This is a genomic window from Microbacterium oleivorans (genome assembly GCF_001644225.1).
Taxonomy (GTDB): domain Bacteria; phylum Actinomycetota; class Actinomycetes; order Actinomycetales; family Microbacteriaceae; genus Microbacterium; species Microbacterium gawkjiense.
Window position 1 is genome coordinate 694,559 of sequence record NZ_LSTV01000001.1, and the last position, 17,350, is coordinate 711,908.

At 69.8% G+C, this 17,350-nt stretch carries 18 protein-coding genes; 16 read left to right on the top strand and 2 right to left on the bottom strand.

Annotated features, from left to right (window positions below):
* Positions 1–43 precede the first annotated feature (43 nt).
* The 12 genes from AYL44_RS03220 (at position 44) to AYL44_RS03275 (ending at position 12,664) form a co-directional block, all read left to right on the top strand.
* Positions 44–1,027: an ABC transporter permease gene (locus tag AYL44_RS03220; RefSeq protein ID WP_064001800.1), complete on the top strand. Its 984-nt coding sequence runs from the start codon at positions 44–46 to the stop codon at positions 1,025–1,027.
* A 2-nt stretch (positions 1,028–1,029) separates the two neighbouring features.
* Positions 1,030–1,956 carry an ABC transporter permease gene (locus AYL44_RS03225; protein WP_064001801.1) on the top strand — a complete coding sequence of 309 codons (927 nt, stop codon included), beginning with the start codon at positions 1,030–1,032 and terminating at the stop codon, positions 1,954–1,956.
* The gene (locus AYL44_RS03230; protein ID WP_231872713.1) at positions 1,949–4,063 is read left to right on the top strand and encodes a dipeptide ABC transporter ATP-binding protein; all 2,115 of its coding nucleotides are present in this window, start codon (positions 1,949–1,951) and stop codon (positions 4,061–4,063) included. Before AYL44_RS03225 ends, AYL44_RS03230 begins: the two co-directional genes overlap by 8 nt.
* A gap of 49 nt (positions 4,064–4,112) precedes the next feature.
* Positions 4,113–5,801, top strand: a complete 1,689-nt coding sequence (locus tag AYL44_RS03235) for an ABC transporter family substrate-binding protein (RefSeq protein WP_064001802.1) — start codon at positions 4,113–4,115, stop codon at positions 5,799–5,801.
* A gap of 141 nt (positions 5,802–5,942) precedes the next feature.
* Positions 5,943–7,856 carry a translational GTPase TypA gene (gene typA, locus AYL44_RS03240; RefSeq protein ID WP_064001803.1) on the top strand — a complete coding sequence of 638 codons (1,914 nt, stop codon included), beginning with the start codon at positions 5,943–5,945 and terminating at the stop codon, positions 7,854–7,856.
* A gap of 4 nt (positions 7,857–7,860) precedes the next feature.
* Positions 7,861–8,565 carry an AzlC family ABC transporter permease gene (locus AYL44_RS03245; protein WP_064001804.1) on the top strand — a complete coding sequence of 235 codons (705 nt, stop codon included), beginning with the start codon at positions 7,861–7,863 and terminating at the stop codon, positions 8,563–8,565.
* Positions 8,562–8,876: an AzlD domain-containing protein gene (locus AYL44_RS03250; protein ID WP_064001805.1), complete on the top strand. Its 315-nt coding sequence runs from the start codon at positions 8,562–8,564 to the stop codon at positions 8,874–8,876. The genes AYL44_RS03245 and AYL44_RS03250 overlap by 4 nt, the downstream gene beginning before the upstream one ends.
* A gap of 31 nt (positions 8,877–8,907) precedes the next feature.
* Positions 8,908–9,294: a DUF6113 family protein gene (locus tag AYL44_RS03255; RefSeq protein WP_064002455.1), complete on the top strand. Its 387-nt coding sequence runs from the start codon at positions 8,908–8,910 to the stop codon at positions 9,292–9,294.
* Positions 9,295–9,303: 9 nt separating this feature from the next.
* Positions 9,304–9,624, top strand: coding sequence for a ferredoxin (fdxA, locus tag AYL44_RS03260; RefSeq protein ID WP_064001806.1), 321 nt, complete (start codon positions 9,304–9,306; stop codon positions 9,622–9,624).
* Positions 9,625–9,630: 6 nt separating this feature from the next.
* Positions 9,631–10,746 carry a succinyldiaminopimelate transaminase gene (gene dapC, locus AYL44_RS03265; RefSeq protein ID WP_064001807.1) on the top strand — a complete coding sequence of 372 codons (1,116 nt, stop codon included), beginning with the start codon at positions 9,631–9,633 and terminating at the stop codon, positions 10,744–10,746.
* A 111-nt stretch (positions 10,747–10,857) separates the two neighbouring features.
* Positions 10,858–12,153 (top strand): citrate synthase, encoded by a 1,296-nt coding sequence (locus AYL44_RS03270; protein ID WP_064001808.1) that lies wholly within the window; start codon positions 10,858–10,860, stop codon positions 12,151–12,153.
* 31 nt (positions 12,154–12,184) lie between these two features.
* The gene (locus tag AYL44_RS03275; RefSeq protein WP_231872714.1) at positions 12,185–12,664 is read left to right on the top strand and encodes an SHOCT domain-containing protein; all 480 of its coding nucleotides are present in this window, start codon (positions 12,185–12,187) and stop codon (positions 12,662–12,664) included.
* 4 nt (positions 12,665–12,668) lie between these two features.
* Here the strand turns inward: AYL44_RS03275 and dapD are convergent, their stop codons facing one another.
* Positions 12,669–13,613: a 2,3,4,5-tetrahydropyridine-2,6-dicarboxylate N-succinyltransferase gene (dapD, locus tag AYL44_RS03280; RefSeq protein WP_064001809.1), complete on the bottom strand. Its 945-nt coding sequence runs from the start codon at positions 13,611–13,613 to the stop codon at positions 12,669–12,671.
* A 37-nt stretch (positions 13,614–13,650) separates the two neighbouring features.
* Between dapD and dapE the strand changes: the two genes are divergently transcribed.
* The 3 genes from dapE (at position 13,651) to AYL44_RS14325 (ending at position 16,175) form a co-directional block, all read left to right on the top strand.
* Entirely contained in the window at positions 13,651–14,727 is a 1,077-nt protein-coding gene (gene dapE / locus AYL44_RS03285; RefSeq protein WP_064001810.1) for a succinyl-diaminopimelate desuccinylase, read from the top strand.
* A complete protein-coding gene (locus AYL44_RS03290) occupies positions 14,709–15,908 on the top strand; it encodes a hypothetical protein (protein ID WP_064002457.1) in 1,200 nt (399 codons plus the stop codon). The genes dapE and AYL44_RS03290 overlap by 19 nt, the downstream gene beginning before the upstream one ends.
* A gap of 93 nt (positions 15,909–16,001) precedes the next feature.
* The gene (locus tag AYL44_RS14325) at positions 16,002–16,175 is read left to right on the top strand and encodes a DUF3117 domain-containing protein (RefSeq protein WP_064506455.1); all 174 of its coding nucleotides are present in this window, start codon (positions 16,002–16,004) and stop codon (positions 16,173–16,175) included.
* Between the two features lie 69 nt (positions 16,176–16,244).
* On the opposite strand, the gene AYL44_RS03295 is transcribed toward AYL44_RS14325, so the two are convergent.
* Positions 16,245–16,883: an O-methyltransferase gene (locus tag AYL44_RS03295; RefSeq protein WP_064001811.1), complete on the bottom strand. Its 639-nt coding sequence runs from the start codon at positions 16,881–16,883 to the stop codon at positions 16,245–16,247.
* A 75-nt stretch (positions 16,884–16,958) separates the two neighbouring features.
* Here AYL44_RS03295 and AYL44_RS03300 point away from each other — a divergent pair, with 75 nt between their 5' ends.
* Positions 16,959–17,345, top strand: coding sequence for a hypothetical protein (locus AYL44_RS03300; protein ID WP_064001812.1), 387 nt, complete (start codon positions 16,959–16,961; stop codon positions 17,343–17,345).
* Positions 17,346–17,350 lie beyond the last annotated feature (5 nt).

The following is a 17,350-nucleotide window of genomic DNA, read 5'->3' on the forward strand; positions in this document are numbered from 1 at the left end:
GCGTCCTCGACGCCGGAACGGCCGGAGAGGACACCCGAGACGCGTGACGCTGTACTTGATCAGGAGAATCCTGAACTACGCGATCCTCACCCTCGTCGCCACGTCGCTGGCGTACGTGCTCGCGAGCATCGGACTCGTCCCTGAGCGACGGTTCCTGCAGCGGAACCCTCCGGTTCCGCAGTCGACGATCGACGGCATCCTGGACCGCTGGGGTGTGAACCCCGAGGACCCGCTCCTGCTCCGCCTCTTCCGGTGGCTCGGCAATCTCTTCACCCAGGGTTCGCTCGGCCTCACGACGGGCAATCAGCCGGTCGTCGAGGAGATCTTCGTCCGCGCCGGGGTGAGCCTGCAGCTGCTGCTGGTGGGTTCGATCATCGGCGCCATCCTGGGCGTGATCCTGGGCGTCTGGGGCGCCGTGCGCCAGTACCGCACGAGCGACCGCATCGTCACGGCGGCGTCCTACCTGCTGTTCGCGACCCCTACCGTCGTCATGGCGATCCTCCTCATGATCCTCGCCACCTACTTCAACCAGGCGGCGGGGTCCCAGATCATCCGGTTCACCGGTCAGTACTCGCCGGGCATCCCGAATGAGTTCTGGCCGCAGCTGGGGGACCGCCTCTCGCACCTGCTGCTGCCGACCCTCGTGCTGATCCTGGGCGCAGCGGCCTCGTACAGCCGGTACCAGCGCAGCGCGATGCTCGACGTCCTCGGCGCGGACTACATCCGCACCGCGCGGTCGAAGGGCCGCACCCGCGGGTCCGCCCTCGTGCGTCACGGTGTGCGCGTCGCGCTCATCCCCATGTCGACGTTCTTCGCCTACAGCTTCGGCACCCTGGTCGCCGGGGCGACGATGCTCGAGATCATGTTCGGCTGGCACGGGATGGGCGAACTCACGATCCAAGCCGTGCAGCAGGACGACATCAACGCGGTGGCGGGATCGACGATGTTCGTCGCGGTCCTGATCCTGTGCTCGTCGACCCTCTCAGAAGTCTTGTACGCCGCCCTCGACCCGCGCGTGCGGAGGTAATCATGGTCATCCCTCTCGAACAGTCCGCCGAGGTCGCCGAGCTCTCGGTCTCCGCGGATCAGAAGACCCGCAAGCCGCTCACGCGCTCGCGCTTGATCTGGCAGCGCCTGCGCTCGTCGAAGCAGTTCTGGATCGGCACGATCGTCCTCGTCGCGATCGTCCTGTGGGCGGTCGTCGGTCCGCTCGTCTGGCCGATCTCGCACACCACGCGCGATTACTTCTCCCTCAACCAGGCGCCGAGTGCCGCGCACCCGTTCGGTACGGACACGCTCGGTTACGACCTGTTCGCCCAGACGATGGCCGGCCTGCGTATCTCCCTGATCGTCGGTTTCGTCGCGGGGCCGCTCGCCACGCTCATCGCGGGCTTCGTGGGAGCGATCGCCGGGTACGTCGGCGGGTGGAGCGACAAGGTCATCGCCTGGTTCATCGACCTGCTACTCGTGCTGCCCGCGTTCTTCATCCTGGTGCTGCTCTTCCCGTTCTTCCGGGAGTCCGGCTGGATCGTCATGACCTTCTTCCTGGCGCTGTTCGGCTGGATGATCATGGCGCAGGTGATCCGTTCGCAGACGCGCTCGCTGCGTGAGCGCGAGTTCGTGAAGGCCGCCCGCTACATGGGATTCGGCACGTGGTCGGTCGTCACCCGCCACGTCGTCCCGAACGTCGCATCCCTCCTCATCATCGACGCCACGCTGGGTGTCGGCGCCATGATCCTGGCCGAGACGAGCCTCAGCTTCTTCGGCTTCGGCGTGCAGGCGCCCGAAGTCTCGCTCGGCACCCTCATCGCCGCCGGCAACACCGCCGCGGCCACCCGACCCTGGCTGTTCGTCTTCCCCGCGGCGACCCTCGTCGTCCTGCTCCTGAGCCTGAGCCTCGTCGGCGATGCTCTGCGCGACGCCATCGACCCCACTTCCGGAGCCAACCGTGGTTGACGAACTGCTGCACTCGATCGAGACGAGCGCCCGCGAACGCGGCCGCCCGATCCTCGAGGTCAAGAACCTCTCCGTCACGTTCCCCCAGCGCGACGGGTCACCCGTGCGCGCCGTCCGCGACGTCAGCTACACGATCCACGAGGGTGAGTTCCTCGGGATCGTGGGCGAGTCCGGCTCGGGCAAGTCGGTCTCCTCGCTTGCGGTGATGGGTCTCCTCCCCGACACGGCCCAGATCGAGGGCGAGATCCTCTTCCAGGGGCAGAACCTGCTGTCGCTCGACGACCGGCGGCTCTCCCGCATCCGCGGCCGCGAACTGGCGATCATCTTCCAGGACCCGCTGTCGGCGCTGACCCCCGTGTATACCGTCGGCGACCAGATCGCCGAAGCACTGCGACTGCACGACTCGGCCCTCAGCAAGCAGGCCGCCGCCGCGCGCGCCGTCGAGCTCCTGAAGATCGTCGGCATCCCCGACGCCCCGCGCCGCGCCAAGGCGTTCCCGCACGAGTACTCGGGCGGGATGCGGCAGCGCGCGATGATCGCCATCGCGATCGCCAACAACCCGCGGCTGATCATCGCGGACGAGCCCACGACCGCGCTCGACGTGACGATCCAGGCGCAGATCCTCGAAGTGCTCGAGGAGGCGAAGCGGATCACGGGTGCCGCCGTGTCGCTCATCACGCACGACCTCGGTGTCGTGGCCGGTCACGCCGACAACGTCGGCGTGATGTACGCCGGGAAGATGGTCGAGTACGGCAGCGTCGAGACGATCTTCCGCGAGCCCGTCATGCCGTATACGGTGGGTCTCCTCCGATCGGTGCCCAACATCCGCACCGCCGGCACCGAACGCCTCGTCCCGCTCGAGGGTCGCCCGCCGTCCCTCGCCTCGCTCCCGAAGGGCTGCCCCTTCGCCGCACGCTGCCCCGCCGCGATCGCGGTGTGCCACGAGGTCGAGCCCGAGCTCGTCCCCGCCGGGAAGGCCGTCGGGCAGCTCGCCGCGTGCCACCGCTCGGACGAACTCGCCGAGGGTGTCCTCCGGCGCTCCGACATCTTCCCGCGGCCCGAGCCGCTGCCGGCCGAGGTCGTCGCCGAGACGACGGAGGCTCCTATCGTCGAGGTGCGCGACCTCAAGCGGCACTTCCCGCTCTACCGGGGCGGCGTGTTCCGTCGTCGCGTGGGTGACGTCAAGGCCGTCGACGGTGTCTCCTTCGACCTCCGCGAGGGGCGCGTGCTCGCCCTCGTGGGCGAGTCGGGATGCGGCAAGACCACGACCATCCTCGAGATGATGGAGCTCACCGCCCCGCAGGGCGGGCGGATCACCTTCGACGGGAAGGACGTCGCCTCGCTGACCCGCAAGGGACGTCGGGAGCTGCGCCGCGACATCCAGATCGTGTTCCAGGACCCGGCGGCCGCCGTCGATCCGCGCCTGCCGATCGGCGAGGTCATCGCCGAGCCGCTGCTCGTGCACGACGTCCCCAAGGCCCAGCGCGACGAGCGCGTCGTCGAACTCCTCGAGCTCGTGGGCCTCGACCCGGCGATGGCGGACCGCTACCCGCACGAGTTCTCCGGCGGTCAGCGCCAGCGCATCGGCATCGCCCGCGCCCTCGCGACGAACCCGAAGGTGCTCGTCCTCGACGAGCCGGTCTCGGCCCTCGACGTGTCGATCCAGGCCGGTGTCATCAACCTCCTGCAGGACCTCCGCGACCGGTTGGGACTGTCGATGGTCTTCGTCGCCCACGACCTCGCGGTCGTCCGGCAGTTGGCCGACGACGTCTCGGTCATGTACCTGGGCCGGATCGTCGAGTCCGGACCGATCGCGGAGGTGTTCAGCAACCCGCGCCATCCGTACACCCAGGCTCTCATGTCGGCGGCGCCGATCCCGGACCCGCACATCGAGCGCACCCGGGAACGCGTGCTGCTCGACGGCGACCTGCCGAGCCCGGCCGTGGAGATCCAGGGATGCCGCTTCCGCACCCGCTGCCCGCTGTTCCGTCTCCTTCCCGAAGAGGACCAGCGGCTCTGCCTCGGCGAGTACCCCGATCTGGCGCGGCGCGGCCGCGTCGAGGTGGCCTGCCACCACGTCGAGAAGAACGTCCTCGTCGTCACCTGACCCCTGAACTCCGTCTTTTCCGGCGGACCCAAGAAGAAAGTAGATGCACATGATCCGTAAGACAGCACTTGCGGGTCTTGCTGTGCTCAGCGCGGGAGCTCTCATGCTCACCGCCTGTGCTGGCGGGACCACGTCGTCGCCGTCGCCGTCCTCCTCGGCGTCGCCCGAATCGCTTCCCCTGGTCGGCTACGAGACGGTGGACTACGGCGACCTCACCGACGGTGGCACGCTCAACCTCTCCGTCACGAGCAGCCCGACGGACGAGGGCAGCTGGAACCCGAACCACGCACTCGCGGCCAACGTCGACGTCCAGCGGCTCCTCGAGCCCACGCTCTCCTCGATGTGGGTCGTCGCGGACGACGGCAGTTGGACCGCGAACCCCGACTACGCCACCTCGATCGAACTGACGAGCGAGTCGCCCCAGGTCGTCACGGTCAAGCTCAACGAGAAGGCCGTGTGGCCCGACGGCAAGCCGATCACCGCCGAGGACTACGTCGCCACCTACGCCGCCGCCGGCGGCGCCGCCGACGGCTACGAGACGGTCCCGTCGTCGGTGTTCGACGCGATCGACAAGGCCGAGGTCGTCAGCGACTTCGAGTACACGGTCACCTTCAAGGGTGCCTACGCCGACTGGCCGAGCCTGTTCCTGACCCCGGTGCTCCCGGCGGACATCGCCAAGGACAAGGAGGCCTTCAACAGCGGCTTCGCGTCCGAGGCCGTCCCGTCCGCGGGCCCGTACGTCGTCGACTCGATCGACAACAGCGCCAAGATCTTCAAGCTGGTCCCCAACCCGAACTGGTGGGGTGCTAACAAGCCGAAGCTCGACAGCATCACCTTCAAGGTCATCGCGCAGGAGACCCTGCCGCAGGCCTACTCCAACGACGAGATCGACGCGATCGAGATCCAGACGCCCGACGCCCTGGAGACCGCCAGTGCCAAGGCAGGATCCGTCGTCGGCCGCTCCGGCGGTGTCACCTGGTCGCACCTGACCTTCAACGCGACCGCGGCGCCGTTCGACGACGTCAACGTCCGCAAGGCCATCGGTATGGCGATGGACCGCGAGCTGATCGCCCGCGTCGCCAATGAGCCCCTGGGCGCCCCGGCGACCACGCTCGGCGACTGGATCTTCATGCCCGGCCAGGCCGGCTACAGCGACGTCTTCGACGAGAAGATCGGCAGCGACCCGGCCAAGGCCGAGGAGACGCTCGAGGAAGCCGGTTGGACCAAGGAGGGCGACTCCTGGACGAAGGACGGCAAGCCGCTCGAGTTCGCGATCACCGTTCCCGCGGGCACGCAGTCGAACATCAACCGCGCGCTGGGCGTCCAGGACGCCCTCGCCAAGATCGGCGTCAAGGTCACCCTCAACGAGGTCCCCAGCGAGAACTACTTCACGAACATCGAGGCCGGGGACTTCCAGGCCGTGACGTTCGGGTGGCAGGGCACGCTGTTCCCGATCTCGTCCGCTGAGACGATCTACACGCCGGCGGACTCGCCGCAGAACTACGCGCGCGTGACGGACGACCGTCTCGCCGACCTGTGGGAGCAGGCCAACGCCGAGCTCGACGAGACCAAGCGTCTGGAGATCGCCAAGCAGATCAACGAGGTGATCGCCGACTTCCTCCCGAGCGTTCCGATCTACCCGTACCCCGAGGTGGTGGCGACCGACGAGGGTCTCGCCAACTACGGCACGGCGACGTTCAAGAACATCGACTGGTCGCTGGTCGGCTACACCGAGTGATCCGAGCATCGCTCACCCGCATCACCTGATGCACGGCGGGGCGGGGACCGATAGGTCCTCGCCCCGTCGGCGTGTCGTGGGCTGCGGTAAAGTGGACTGCCGGCATCCCGGCATCATCCCTCTCTGCAAGGAATTCCCTTCATGGCGCACGCCCTCCGTCCTGACCTCCGTAACGTCGCGATCGTCGCGCACGTCGACCACGGCAAGACGACGCTCGTCGACGCCATGCTCCGCCAGACCGGCTCGTTCGGCGAGCACGCGCACGTCGAAGAGCGCGCGATGGACTCGAACGACCTCGAGCGTGAGAAGGGGATCACGATCCTCGCCAAGAACACGGCGATCACGTACAACGGCATCCACACCGAGCAGCCGATCACGATCAACGTCATCGACACCCCCGGTCACGCCGACTTCGGCGGCGAGGTCGAGCGCGGCCTGTCGATGGTGGACGGCGTCGTCCTGCTGGTGGATGCCTCCGAGGGCCCGCTTCCGCAGACCCGGTTCGTCCTGCGCAAGGCGCTCGAGGCCAAGCTCCCCGTCATCCTCCTGGTCAACAAGACCGACCGTCCCGACGCCCGCATCGCGGAGGTCGAGGAGGAGGCGCACGACCTGCTGCTGGGTCTCGCCTCCGACCTGCAGGACGACGTGCCCGACCTCGACATCGACGCGCTGCTCGACGTCCCCGTCGTCTACGCCTCGGGCCGCGCCGGCGCCGCCTCGCGCACGCGCCCGGACAACGGCTCGCTGCCCGACAACGACGACCTCGAGCCGCTGTTCGAGGCGATCCTCGAGCACGTGCCCGCGCCGTCGTACGACGACGAGGCTCCGCTGCAGGCGTGGGTCACGAACCTCGACTCCTCGCCGTTCCTCGGCCGTCTCGCCCTCCTGCGCGTCTTCAACGGCACGCTCAAGAAGGGGCAGACCGTCGCCTGGGTGCGCGCGGACGGCACGACGAGCAACGCCCGCATCACCGAGCTGCTCATGACCCGCGCGCTCGAGCGCTACCCCGCCGAGTCCGCCGGCCCCGGCGACATCGTCGCGATCGCGGGCTTCGAGAACATCACGATCGGTGAGACCATCGCCGACCCCGAGGACATCCGTCCCCTCCCGGCCATCACGGTCGACGACCCCGCCATCTCGATGACGATCGGCACCAACACCTCGCCGCTCATGGGCAAGGTCAAGGGGCACAAGCTCACCGCCCGCATGGTGAAGGATCGCCTCGACCGCGAGCTCATCGGCAACGTGTCGCTGAAGGTCGTCGACATCGGCCAGCCCGACGCGTGGGAGGTCCAGGGCCGTGGTGAGCTCGCGCTGGCGATCCTCGTCGAGAACATGCGCCGCGAGGGCTTCGAGCTCACCGTCGGCAAGCCGCAGGTGGTCACCCGGCGCGACGAGAACGGCAAGCTCACCGAGCCGTTCGAGCACCTCACGATCGACGCGCCCGAGGAGCACCTCGGTGCCATCACCCAGCTGATGGCCGGCCGCAAGGGCCGTATGGAGACGATGACCAACCACGGCACCGGCTGGGTGCGCATGGAGTTCATCGTCCCCTCGCGCGGTCTCATCGGCTTCCGCAGCGAGTTCCTCACCATCACGCGCGGCACCGGCATCGCGAACGCGATCTCGCACGGCTACGACGAGTGGGCTGGCGCGATCTCGACCCGTCAGAACGGCTCGATCGTCGCCGACCGCGCCGGCGTCGTCACGCCGTTCGCGATGATCGCTCTCCAGGAGCGCATGTCGTTCTTCGTGCAGCCCACCGAGGAGGTCTACGAGGGCATGGTCATCGGCGAGAACTCGCGCGCCGACGACATGGACGTCAACATCACGAAGGAGAAGAAGCTCACGAACATGCGTTCGTCGACCTCGGACTCCTTCGAGTCGATGACGCCGCCGCGCGTGCTCACCCTCGAGGAGAGCCTCGAGTTCGCCCGCGACGACGAATGCGTCGAGGTCACGCCCGAGAAGGTGCGCATCCGCAAGGTCGTGCTCGACGCGACCGAGCGCGGCCGCGCCGCCTCGCGCCTGAAGCGCCAGGACGCCGGTTCCTGACGCGGTGACGGGGGAGGAGCAGCCCACCCGAGGGGCGTGGCGAGACTCCCTCGGGGTGGTCCTCGCGACCAGCGCCTACGGGGTGTCCTTCGGCGCCCTCGCGGTGGGCTCGGGTCTGGACGTGTGGCAGACCTGCGTCCTCAGCCTGTTCATGTTCACCGGCGGATCGCAGTTCGCGTTCGTCGGTGTGATCGGCGGGGGAGGTCTCCCGGGCGCGGCGATCGCGTCGGCGGGACTGCTGGGCATGCGCAACGTCGCCTACGGACTGCGGATGTCGCCGGTCGTGGGTACGGGCTTCTGGCGGCGGGCCGCGGCATCCCACTTCACGATCGACGAATCGACGGCGGTCGCGCTGGCGCAGACGGATGGCCGTGCCCGCCGCATCGGCTTCTGGGTGACCGGCATCGGCATCTACCTCGGCTGGAACCTCACGACCCTCGCGGGAGCGCTGCTGGGCGACGTCCTCGGCGACGTCCGGACCTACGGATTGGATGCCGCGGCCGCGGCGGCGTTCCTCGCACTTCTCTGGCCGCGTCTGCGCCGGCGTCAGGCGATCGCGGTGGGGGCGGCGGCGGCCGTCGTCGCGGCGATCTCGACCCCGCTGCTCATGCCGGGGCTTCCCGTCCTCGTCGCCGCGGTCGTCGCACTCGTCGTCGGCTGGACGAACTGGCTCGGCGCCCGCGAGACCACCACGGAGGCCGCGTCATGACCCTGTGGCACGCCATCCTGCTCGCCTCGATCGTCTGCGTCGCGCTGAAGACCGTGGGGTATCTCGTGCCGCCGGCGTGGTTCGACGCGCCGCGCCCGTCGCGGACGATCGACCTGCTCACCGTCGCCCTGCTCGCCGCTCTCGTCGTCGTGCAGACGCTGGGTGCGGGCCAGGCGGTCGTCGTCGATGCGCGGCTGCCCGCCGTTCTCGTGGCCGCCGGCCTGCTCGTGATCCGTGCGCCGTTCCTCGTGGTCGTGGTCGCGGCCGCCGCCACCGCGGCGCTCCTGCGCCTGTGGGGCTGGGCGGCGTGATCGCCCCAGGGTGCGCGCCTAGACTGTCGTGGTGAACGCCCTGCTCGCCCGCGTCGCCACGTGGATCCTCGCCGCCGTCATCGGCGTCGTCTACGGCGTGGCCGGAACCATCGGTCAAGCGGCGGTGTGGGGTGTGGTCCCCGTCGGGCTGCTGGTCGCCTCGCTCGGCTTCATCGCCCTGCTGGTCGCCGTCCGCATCCTCACGGGGGAGCGCGCGTCGGCTCTGGCCTGTGGCCTGGGCGCCATGCTCGCGACGCTCCTCTTCGCCAACGAGGGGCCGGGCGGCTCGGTCGTCGTCCCGGCGCCACCGGAGGGTGCGACCATCACGCCCGGGCTCATCTGGACCTTCGTCGTGCCGCTCGTGGCTGCGCTCGTCGTCGCGTGGCCGTCGGCATCCCGCCTCCGTTCCACGAACTAGACTCGTCCTGTGACGTATGTGATCGCTCTCCCGTGCGTGGATGTCAAAGACCGTGCCTGCATCGACGAGTGCCCCGTCGACTGCATCTACGAGGGTGAGCGGTCGCTCTACATCCACCCCGACGAGTGCGTCGACTGCGGTGCATGCGAGCCGGTCTGCCCGGTCGAGGCGATCTACTACGAGGACGACCTCCCCGCCGAATGGCAGGACTACTACACCGCGAACGTCGAGTTCTTCGAGGACATCGGCTCGCCGGGCGGTGCTGCGAAGGTCGGTGTGATCGCGAAGGACCACCCCGTCATCGCGGGTCTTCCGCCGCAGGCGCACTGAGCGTCCATGAGCGTCCGCGACCTCGCCGACTACCCGTGGGACGCCGTCGCACCGTACGCAGCGCGGGCACGGCAGCATCCTGACGGCATCGTCGATCTCTCCATCGGCTCTCCCGTCGATCCGACGCCCGGCGTCGTGGCGGATGCGCTGCGGCGTGCGACCGATGCGCACGCCTACCCGCAGACCGTCGGCACCCCGGCGCTGCGCGAAGCGATCGCCGCCTGGTACGCGCGGCGCCGCGGCGTTCCCGGCCTGACTGCCGCGCACGTGATCCCCACGGTCGGCTCGAAGGAGCTCGTCGCGCTCCTGCCACTGCTCCTCGGGCTCGGCCCCGGCGACACCGTCGTGCACCCCCGCGCCGCCTACCCCTCGTACGAGGTCGGTGCGCGCCTCGTCGGCGCGACCGCGCTCGCCTCGGACGATCCGGGCGAATGGCCCGAGACGACCCGCCTGGTGTGGCTCAACTCTCCCGGCAACCCCGACGGGCGGGTGCTGCGCGTGGACGAGCTCCGCCGCGCCGTGCGCCGCGCGCGCGAGCTGGGTGCCGTCCTGTCCTCGGACGAGTGCTACGCCGAGCTGGGCTGGGACGGACCGTGGGCGGATGCCGCGGTGCCGAGCGTCCTCGATCCGCGGGTCACCGAGGGCGACCTCACCGCGCTCCTGTCGGTCTACTCGCTCAGCAAGCAGTCCAACCTCGCCGGGTACCGCGCCGCGTTCCTGGCGGGCGACACCGACCTGGTGGCGGGGCTCGTGACGGCGCGCAAGCACCTCGGGCTCATGGTCCCGGGTCCCGTCCAGGACGCGATGGTCGCCGCCCTGGACGACGACGCGCACGTCGAGCACCAGCGCGCGCTGTACCGTGCGCGGCGCAACGTGCTGAAGCCCGCCGTCGAGGCGGCCGGGTTCCGGATCGACCACAGCGAGGGCGGCCTGTACCTCTGGGCGACGGCGGGGGAGGACGCGTGGACGTCGCTCGGCCGGCTCGCCGAGCTCGGCATCCTGGCCGGTCCCGGCCACTTCTACGGCGCGCACCACCCGCAGCACGTGCGCTTCTCGCTCACCGCGACCGACGAGCGCATCGCCGCCGCTGCGGGGCGGCTGACGGCATCCGCGGGATCGTAGCCTTTCGTAGGTTTCCTCTCACGGATGCCGCGATCCGTTGGGCGCGTCAGGAGAGGCGCCATCTCCCCGTTAGGCTGTAGAGACCGCTCCCGACGACCGCAAGGAGGCTTCGTGACCAACGCGGACACCCCTCAGAAGGCCACCGTGACTATCGGTGACACGACCGCGGAGCTGCCGCTCGTCGCCGGAAGCGAAGGGGTGCCGAGCGTCGACTTCTCGACGTTCACGAAGCAGACCGGGCACACCTCGCTCGACTACGGCTTCGTGAACACCGCTTCGACGAAGTCCGCGATCACGTACATCGACGGTGACCAGGGCATCCTGCGGTACCGCGGGTACCCGATCGAGCAGCTCGCCCAGCACAGCACCTACCTCGAGGTCGCCTGGCTCCTCATCTACGGCGAGCTGCCCACGGCGGACGAGCTGGCCGGCTGGGACGAGAAGATCCGGCGCCACACGCTCCTGCACGAGGACCTCAAGCACTTCTTCTCGGCTCTGCCGCACACGGCGCACCCGATGTCGGTCCTCTCGGCCGCGACGGCCGCGCTCTCGACCTACTACGAGGGCCAGAGCGACCCGCACAACCCGGAGCACGTCGAGCTCAACACGATCCGCATGCTCGCGAAGCTTCCCGTGATCGCGGCGTACGCGCACAAGAAGAGCATCGGGCACGCGTTCCTCTACCCCGACAACTCGCTGAGCTTCGTCGACAACTTCCTCAAGCTGAACTTCGGCAACAACGCCGAGCCGTACGAGATCAACCCCGTCATGTCGCGGGCGCTCGAGCGGCTGCTCATCCTGCACGAGGACCACGAGCAGAACGCGTCGACCTCGACCGTGCGGCTCGTCGGGTCGACCGGTGCCAACCAGTTCTCGTCGATCTCGGCCGGCATCAACGCGCTCTACGGGCCGCTCCACGGCGGCGCGAACGAGGCCGTCCTCGACATGCTCGCGCGCATCCGCGACTCGGGCGAGAGCGTGCAGCGCTTCGTCGAGCGGGTGAAGAACAAGGAAGACGGTGTCAAGCTCATGGGCTTCGGGCACCGCGTCTACAAGAACTACGACCCGCGCGCGAAGCTCGTCAAGGAGTCCGCCGACGAGGTCCTCCGCGAGCTCGGCGTCGAGGACCCGCTCCTCGCCCTCGCCAACGAGCTCGAGGAGATCGCGCTCAACGACGACTACTTCAAGGAGCGTCGCCTCTACCCGAACGTCGACTTCTACACCGGCGTCATCTACAAGGCGATGGGATTCCCGACGCGGATGTTCACGCCCCTGTTCGCGATCGGTCGGCTTCCCGGCTGGCTCGCGCACTGGCGCGAGATGCAGAACGACCCGCAGACCAAGATCGGTCGCCCGCAGCAGCTCTACACGGGAGCGACGGAGCGGGACTACCCCGTTTCCCGCTGACGCACGCCCCGCACCCCGCTAGGGTGTGCCCATGGGGTGGATGCCGGGGGTAGGACTGACCTTCGACGATTCGGGTTTCGTCGACGACAGCGGGTACATCGATGACGGGGTTATCGGCGTGCCGCCGGGCATGGACGACGGCGGGGTCATGGATCCCACCGGCATGGACGGGATGGCGTCGGGGTTCTCGGCCGTCTTCGGCCTGGTCCTGGTGCTCGGCATCGTCGGGGCGGTCTTCGGGCTCGTCATCCGCGCGCGGAAATACCGCATCCTGAGCGACGCGGGAATCGACCCGCTGACCGTGGATGCGCAGATCGCCGCCAAGGTGCTGCGCAGCGACGCGCTCGCGCCCGCGGCATCCGAGCCGGCGGTCGCGGCACCGCCTGCCGCGCCGACCCCTGCCGTGCCGACCATCGAGCAGCGCCTGATCGAACTCGACGGTCTCCGGGCGCGCGGCATCATCAGCGACGAGGAGCACCGCGAGGCGCGGGCCGCCGTCCTGAAGGGCTGACCCCTCAGGCGTGCAGGTCGGCGTTGAGGGTGACCCCGACGCCCTCGCGACGCACGGCCTCGACGGCGCCCGTGAGCGAGTTGCGCCGGAACAGGATGCCGCTGCGCCCCGACAATTCGGCGGCCTTCGCCGTCGGGACAGTGCCGTCGGCCCGCGGCGTCTCGCCCACGAGGACGACCTTGGTCCCGCCAGTCAGGTAGAGACCCGCTTCGACGATGCAGTCGTCGCCGAGGGAGATTCCGATGCCGGCATTCGCGCCCAGCAGGGTGCGGCGACCGATCGAGACCCGGTGGCTGCCGCCGCCCGAGAGCGTGCCCATGATCGACGCGCCGCCGCCGATGTCGCTGCCGTCGCCGACCACGACACCCTGCGAGATCCGTCCCTCGACCATCGAGGCGCCGAGCGTCCCGGCGTTGAAGTTGACGAACCCCTCGTGCATCACCGTGGTCCCCGGCGCGAGGTGCGCCCCGAGCCGGACGCGCGAGGCGTCGGCGATGCGCACGCCCGAGGGGACGACGTAGTCGGTGAGCCGCGGGAACTTGTCGATCCCGGCGACCTGGATGCCGGCGCGCTGCAGCGTCGGGCGCAGACGGGTGAGATCCTGCGGGTGCATCGGTCCGGCGCTCGTCCACGCGACGTTCGGCAGGTGCCCGAAGATGCCGGTGAGGTCGAGCTCGTTCGGGGCGACGAGGCGGTGCGAGAGCGCGTGCAGGCGGAGGTAGGCGTCGGAGGTGCCCGCGGGGGGCGCGTCGAGGTCGATCTCGACGACGACGACACCGACGGTGACGGCGCGCCGCTCGTCGTCGCCGGCGTGGGCGGCGAGGTCGGTGGTGTCCACCTCGGCGGGCGCCCGGCCGACAGCCGGTGCGGGGTACCAGGTGTCGAGGACGGTGCCGTCCTCGCTCGTCGTCGCCAGACCGATGCCCCAGACCCACCGTGCGTCACTCATGATTCCAGGCTATCGGGCCGTCGTTAGACTCGACGTCATGCCCCGGCTCGACCTCCGCTCCACCGCTGTCGACCTGACACGGACCATCTGCGACATCCCGAGCGTGTCGGACGACGAGACCGTCCTCGCGGACGCCATCTTCGAGGCCGTCTCGGAGCTGCCGCACCTCGAGGTCCACCGCGACGGCGACACGATCGTCGCGCGGACCCGCCTCGGGCGCGCGCAGCGTGTCGCGATCGCCGGGCACATCGACACGGTCCCCATCAACGGCAACGTCCCGACCCGCGACATCGAGGTCGACGGCGAGCCGTACCTCTGGGGCCGTGGCACCGTCGACATGAAGGCCGGTGTCGCCGTCCAGTTGAAACTGGCCGCCGAGCTCACCGATCCCCGCGTCGACATCACCTGGATGTGGTACGACCACGAGGAGGTCGCCGCCGACCTCAACGGGTTGAACCGGCTCGCGGCATCCCGTCCCGACCTCTTCGCGGCGGACTTCGCCATCCTCGGCGAACCCTCCGACGGGCAGGTGGAGGGCGGCTGCAACGGCACCCTCCGCGCGGTCGTGCGCACCTCCGGCGTCCGCGCGCACAGCGCCCGCGCGTGGGTCGGCGAGAACGCGATCCACAAGGCCGCTCCGATCCTCGCCCGGCTGGCCGAGTACCGGCCGCGCGAGATCGAGGTCGACGGACTGCTCTACCGTGAGGGCCTCAACGCCGTCGCGATCCGCGGCGGCATCGCCGGCAACGTCATCCCCGACGCATGCGAGGTCGACGTCAACTTCCGCTTCGCTCCGAGCCGGGATGCCGCCGCCGCCGAGGCGCACGTGCGCGACGTCCTGGCGGGTTTCGAGGTCGAGATCGTGGACCTGTCCGAGGGGGCCCGGCCAGGGCTCGACGCGCCGCTCGCGCGGGAGTTCGTCGCGGCGGTCGGCGCGGTGCCGAAGCCGAAGTACGGCTGGACCGACGTCGCTCGGTTCTCGGCGATGGGCGTTCCCGCGGTCAACTACGGCCCGGGCGATCCGCACTTGGCCCATCACGACGAGGAGCGCGTGCCGATCGCGCAGATCGAGGACGTCGAGCGGGGCCTGCGGGCATGGCTGAGCGGCGACTGAGGTCCGCAGCCTCCGTCGCCGGCACCGTCGCCGCCGTCTACCTCTCGGCACGCCTCGTCACGACCCTGTTCTTCTGGGCCGCGGCGAGCCTCTCCGGACCCACCTCGCGCTTCGGCGCGGACGCCACCATCCCGTCGCTCGCGATGGGATGGGACGCCCAGTGGTATTGGGTGATCGCCGATCGCGGCTACCCGTCCGAGCTCCCGGTGAACGACACCGGGCAGGTGACCGAGAACGCGTGGGCGTTCATGCCGCTGTTCCCCGTGCTCGCCCGGACGCTGGGCGCCGTCCTCGGAGGCTACCCGGCGGGAGCGGTGGTGCTGGCGCTCGTGGCCGGGTACGCGGCATCCGTGGTGCTCTTCGTGCTGCTGCGCGGACGCCTCGGCGAGACGGCGTCGCTCTGGGCGGTGGTGCTCTTCGCCAACGGTCCGCTCGCCGCACTGTTCCAGATGGGGTACGCCGAGTCGCTCCTGCTGGTCTGGCTGTTCCTTGCACTGTGGGCGCTCCAGCGCCGGCGGTTCGGCTGGATCTATCCGCTCGTCGTCCTGATGGGCTTCACCCGGCCGGGGGTGCTCGCGTTCGCCCTGCTGCTGGGCCTCTACGGGATCCATCGGTGGATGCGGCGGCGCGTCGATCCGCTGCCGACCCCGCACATCGTCCACATCATCGCCCTGGGCGCCCTCGCGACGATCGTGGGATTCGCCTGGCAGGTCATCGCCGGTGTCGCGACGGGGGATCCCTCCGCGTACCTCGAGACCGAGCTCGCCTGGCGGCGCAGCTGGGTCGGCTCCGAGGAGCGGTTCGTCCCCTTCGCCGGTTTCGTGCAGGCATCCTCGCTCTGGTTCGGCATCTGGGGGCTGCCGCCGATGCTCGGACCGATCGCCCTCGCCGTCCTGGTCCTGGGGGCCGCCGCGCTCCTCGTGCGGGCGCCCCAAGTGCGCCGTCTCGGGCCCGAGATCCGGCTGTGGAGCGCGAGTTACCTCGTCTACCTGCTCGCGGTGTTCTTCCCGCAGTCGAGCGTGTTCCGGCTGCTGCTGCCCCTCACGCCCGTGGCCGCCGCCGTGGCGGTACCGCCCTCTCGATGGTGGCGGATCGGGATGCTCGTGCTGTGCCTCGGCGGGCAGTGGCTGTGGATCCACGAGATGCTCGCGCTGGGCGACACGTTCTACCGGATTCCGTGACGATAAGCGTCCGCTGAGAGGCGCGCGCGCCGAAGGCGATCAGCCCATTGGGTAGACTAATGGGGAAGGCCGAAGACGAAAGGGAGCCCCACAATGGCAGCCATGAAGCCGCGCACCGGAGACGGACCTATGGAGGCCGTCAAGGAAGGCCGCCTCATCATCGTGCGTGTTCCACTCGAGGGGGGCGGTCGACTCGTCGTCTCGGTGAACGACGACGAGGCGAAGGAACTCCACAGTGTTCTCAGCGGGGTCGTCGGCGCCGCCTGACCCCGACTCGATGCGAAAGGCCGGTCCCCGTGGGGACCGGCCTTTCGGCGTATCCGGCGTGCGTCGGGATCAGTTCGCGTCGGCGACGGTCGTCAGCTGCAGGAGTCCCTCGCCGACGATCGAGAGGGCCCCGAGGACCGCCGGGGAGGCCTGGGTCTCCTGGATCAGCGAGCGGTACGCCGTCTCGAGAGGGCCGCGACGGACCGGGTCGGCGACGGCGCCGCCGGCGAGGACCCGCGGGACGAGCACGGTTCCGCCCGCCCGGGCGAGCCGGAGGCCGTGCTCGACGTACTCGATGACGCCGTCCGGGTCCGCGTCGATGAGGACGATGTCGTAGGAGGCCTCGTTCATCCGCGGCAGGACGTCGGCGGCGCGGCCCGTGATGAAGCGCGCGCGGGCGGCGGGGACGCGGGCGTCGGTGAACGCCTTCCGCGCCACGGCGAGGTGCTCGGGCTCCTTGTCGATCGTCGTGAGCGTCGCCCGGGGGGACCCGTGCAGCAGCCACAGCCCCGAGACGCCGCCTCCGGTGCCGATCTCGACGATGTTCAGCGCGCGGCTCGCCGCGGCGATCACCGCGCACTGCGCGCCCACCTCGGGACTGATCGGATTCGCGCCGATCTCGAGGGCGTGCGCTCGCGCCCGGGCGATGGCATCGGGTTCGACCGTCGCCTCGGCAGCGAACCTGCGGACCGCCTCGTGATCTCCCATGTGGTGAACCTCCTCCGCCCAGCCTAGGCGGGCCTGCATGCCGCAACCCTCAGGCGCACGGGTAACCTGGGAAGCATGTCGAACGGGCTCGATCTGGAGAAGATCCTCCTCATCGCGCTCATCGCCGCACTCCTGCTGGGGCCCGAGCGGCTCCCGGGTTACGCGGCCTCCCTCGCACGTCTGACGCGCCGCGTCCGCGACTGGCTGGACGGCGCGCGGACCCGCGTCAAGGAGGAGATGGGGGACGACTTCGACGAGATCGAGTGGCGCAAGCTCGATCCGCGGCAGTACGACCCCCGGCGCATCATCCGCGAGGCGCTCATCGACGATGCTCCCGTGAAGCCCGTCGCCGCCGGGGCGGCGGCGATGACCGCGGTCGCGGCGCCTCCGGCACCCGAGGTCACGACGGCGGTCGATGCGGTCGATGCGGGCGTCGTCCCGTTCGACTCCGAAGCCACCTGACCGGC

What these genes read in the sequence shown, in the direction of transcription:
- AYL44_RS03290 (WP_064002457.1), top strand. Translation starts at nt 14,709, where the DNA reads ATGGCTGAGCGGCGACTGAGGTCCGCAGCCTCCGTCGCCGGCACCGTC.
- typA (WP_064001803.1), top strand. Translation starts at nt 5,943, where the DNA reads ATGGCGCACGCCCTCCGTCCTGACCTCCGTAACGTCGCGATCGTCGCG.
- AYL44_RS03250 (WP_064001805.1), top strand. Translation starts at nt 8,562, where the DNA reads ATGACCCTGTGGCACGCCATCCTGCTCGCCTCGATCGTCTGCGTCGCG.
- dapC (WP_064001807.1), top strand. Translation starts at nt 9,631, where the DNA reads ATGAGCGTCCGCGACCTCGCCGACTACCCGTGGGACGCCGTCGCACCG.
- AYL44_RS03225 (WP_064001801.1), top strand. Translation starts at nt 1,030, where the DNA reads ATGGTCATCCCTCTCGAACAGTCCGCCGAGGTCGCCGAGCTCTCGGTC.
- dapE (WP_064001810.1), top strand. Translation starts at nt 13,651, where the DNA reads ATGCCCCGGCTCGACCTCCGCTCCACCGCTGTCGACCTGACACGGACC.
- AYL44_RS03235 (WP_064001802.1), top strand. Translation starts at nt 4,113, where the DNA reads ATGATCCGTAAGACAGCACTTGCGGGTCTTGCTGTGCTCAGCGCGGGA.
- AYL44_RS03295 (WP_064001811.1), bottom strand. Translation starts at nt 16,883, where the DNA reads ATGGGAGATCACGAGGCGGTCCGCAGGTTCGCTGCCGAGGCGACGGTC.
- dapD (WP_064001809.1), bottom strand. Translation starts at nt 13,613, where the DNA reads ATGAGTGACGCACGGTGGGTCTGGGGCATCGGTCTGGCGACGACGAGC.
- AYL44_RS14325 (WP_064506455.1), top strand. Translation starts at nt 16,002, where the DNA reads ATGGCAGCCATGAAGCCGCGCACCGGAGACGGACCTATGGAGGCCGTC.
- AYL44_RS03275 (WP_231872714.1), top strand. Translation starts at nt 12,185, where the DNA reads ATGGGGTGGATGCCGGGGGTAGGACTGACCTTCGACGATTCGGGTTTC.
- AYL44_RS03300 (WP_064001812.1), top strand. Translation starts at nt 16,959, where the DNA reads ATGTCGAACGGGCTCGATCTGGAGAAGATCCTCCTCATCGCGCTCATC.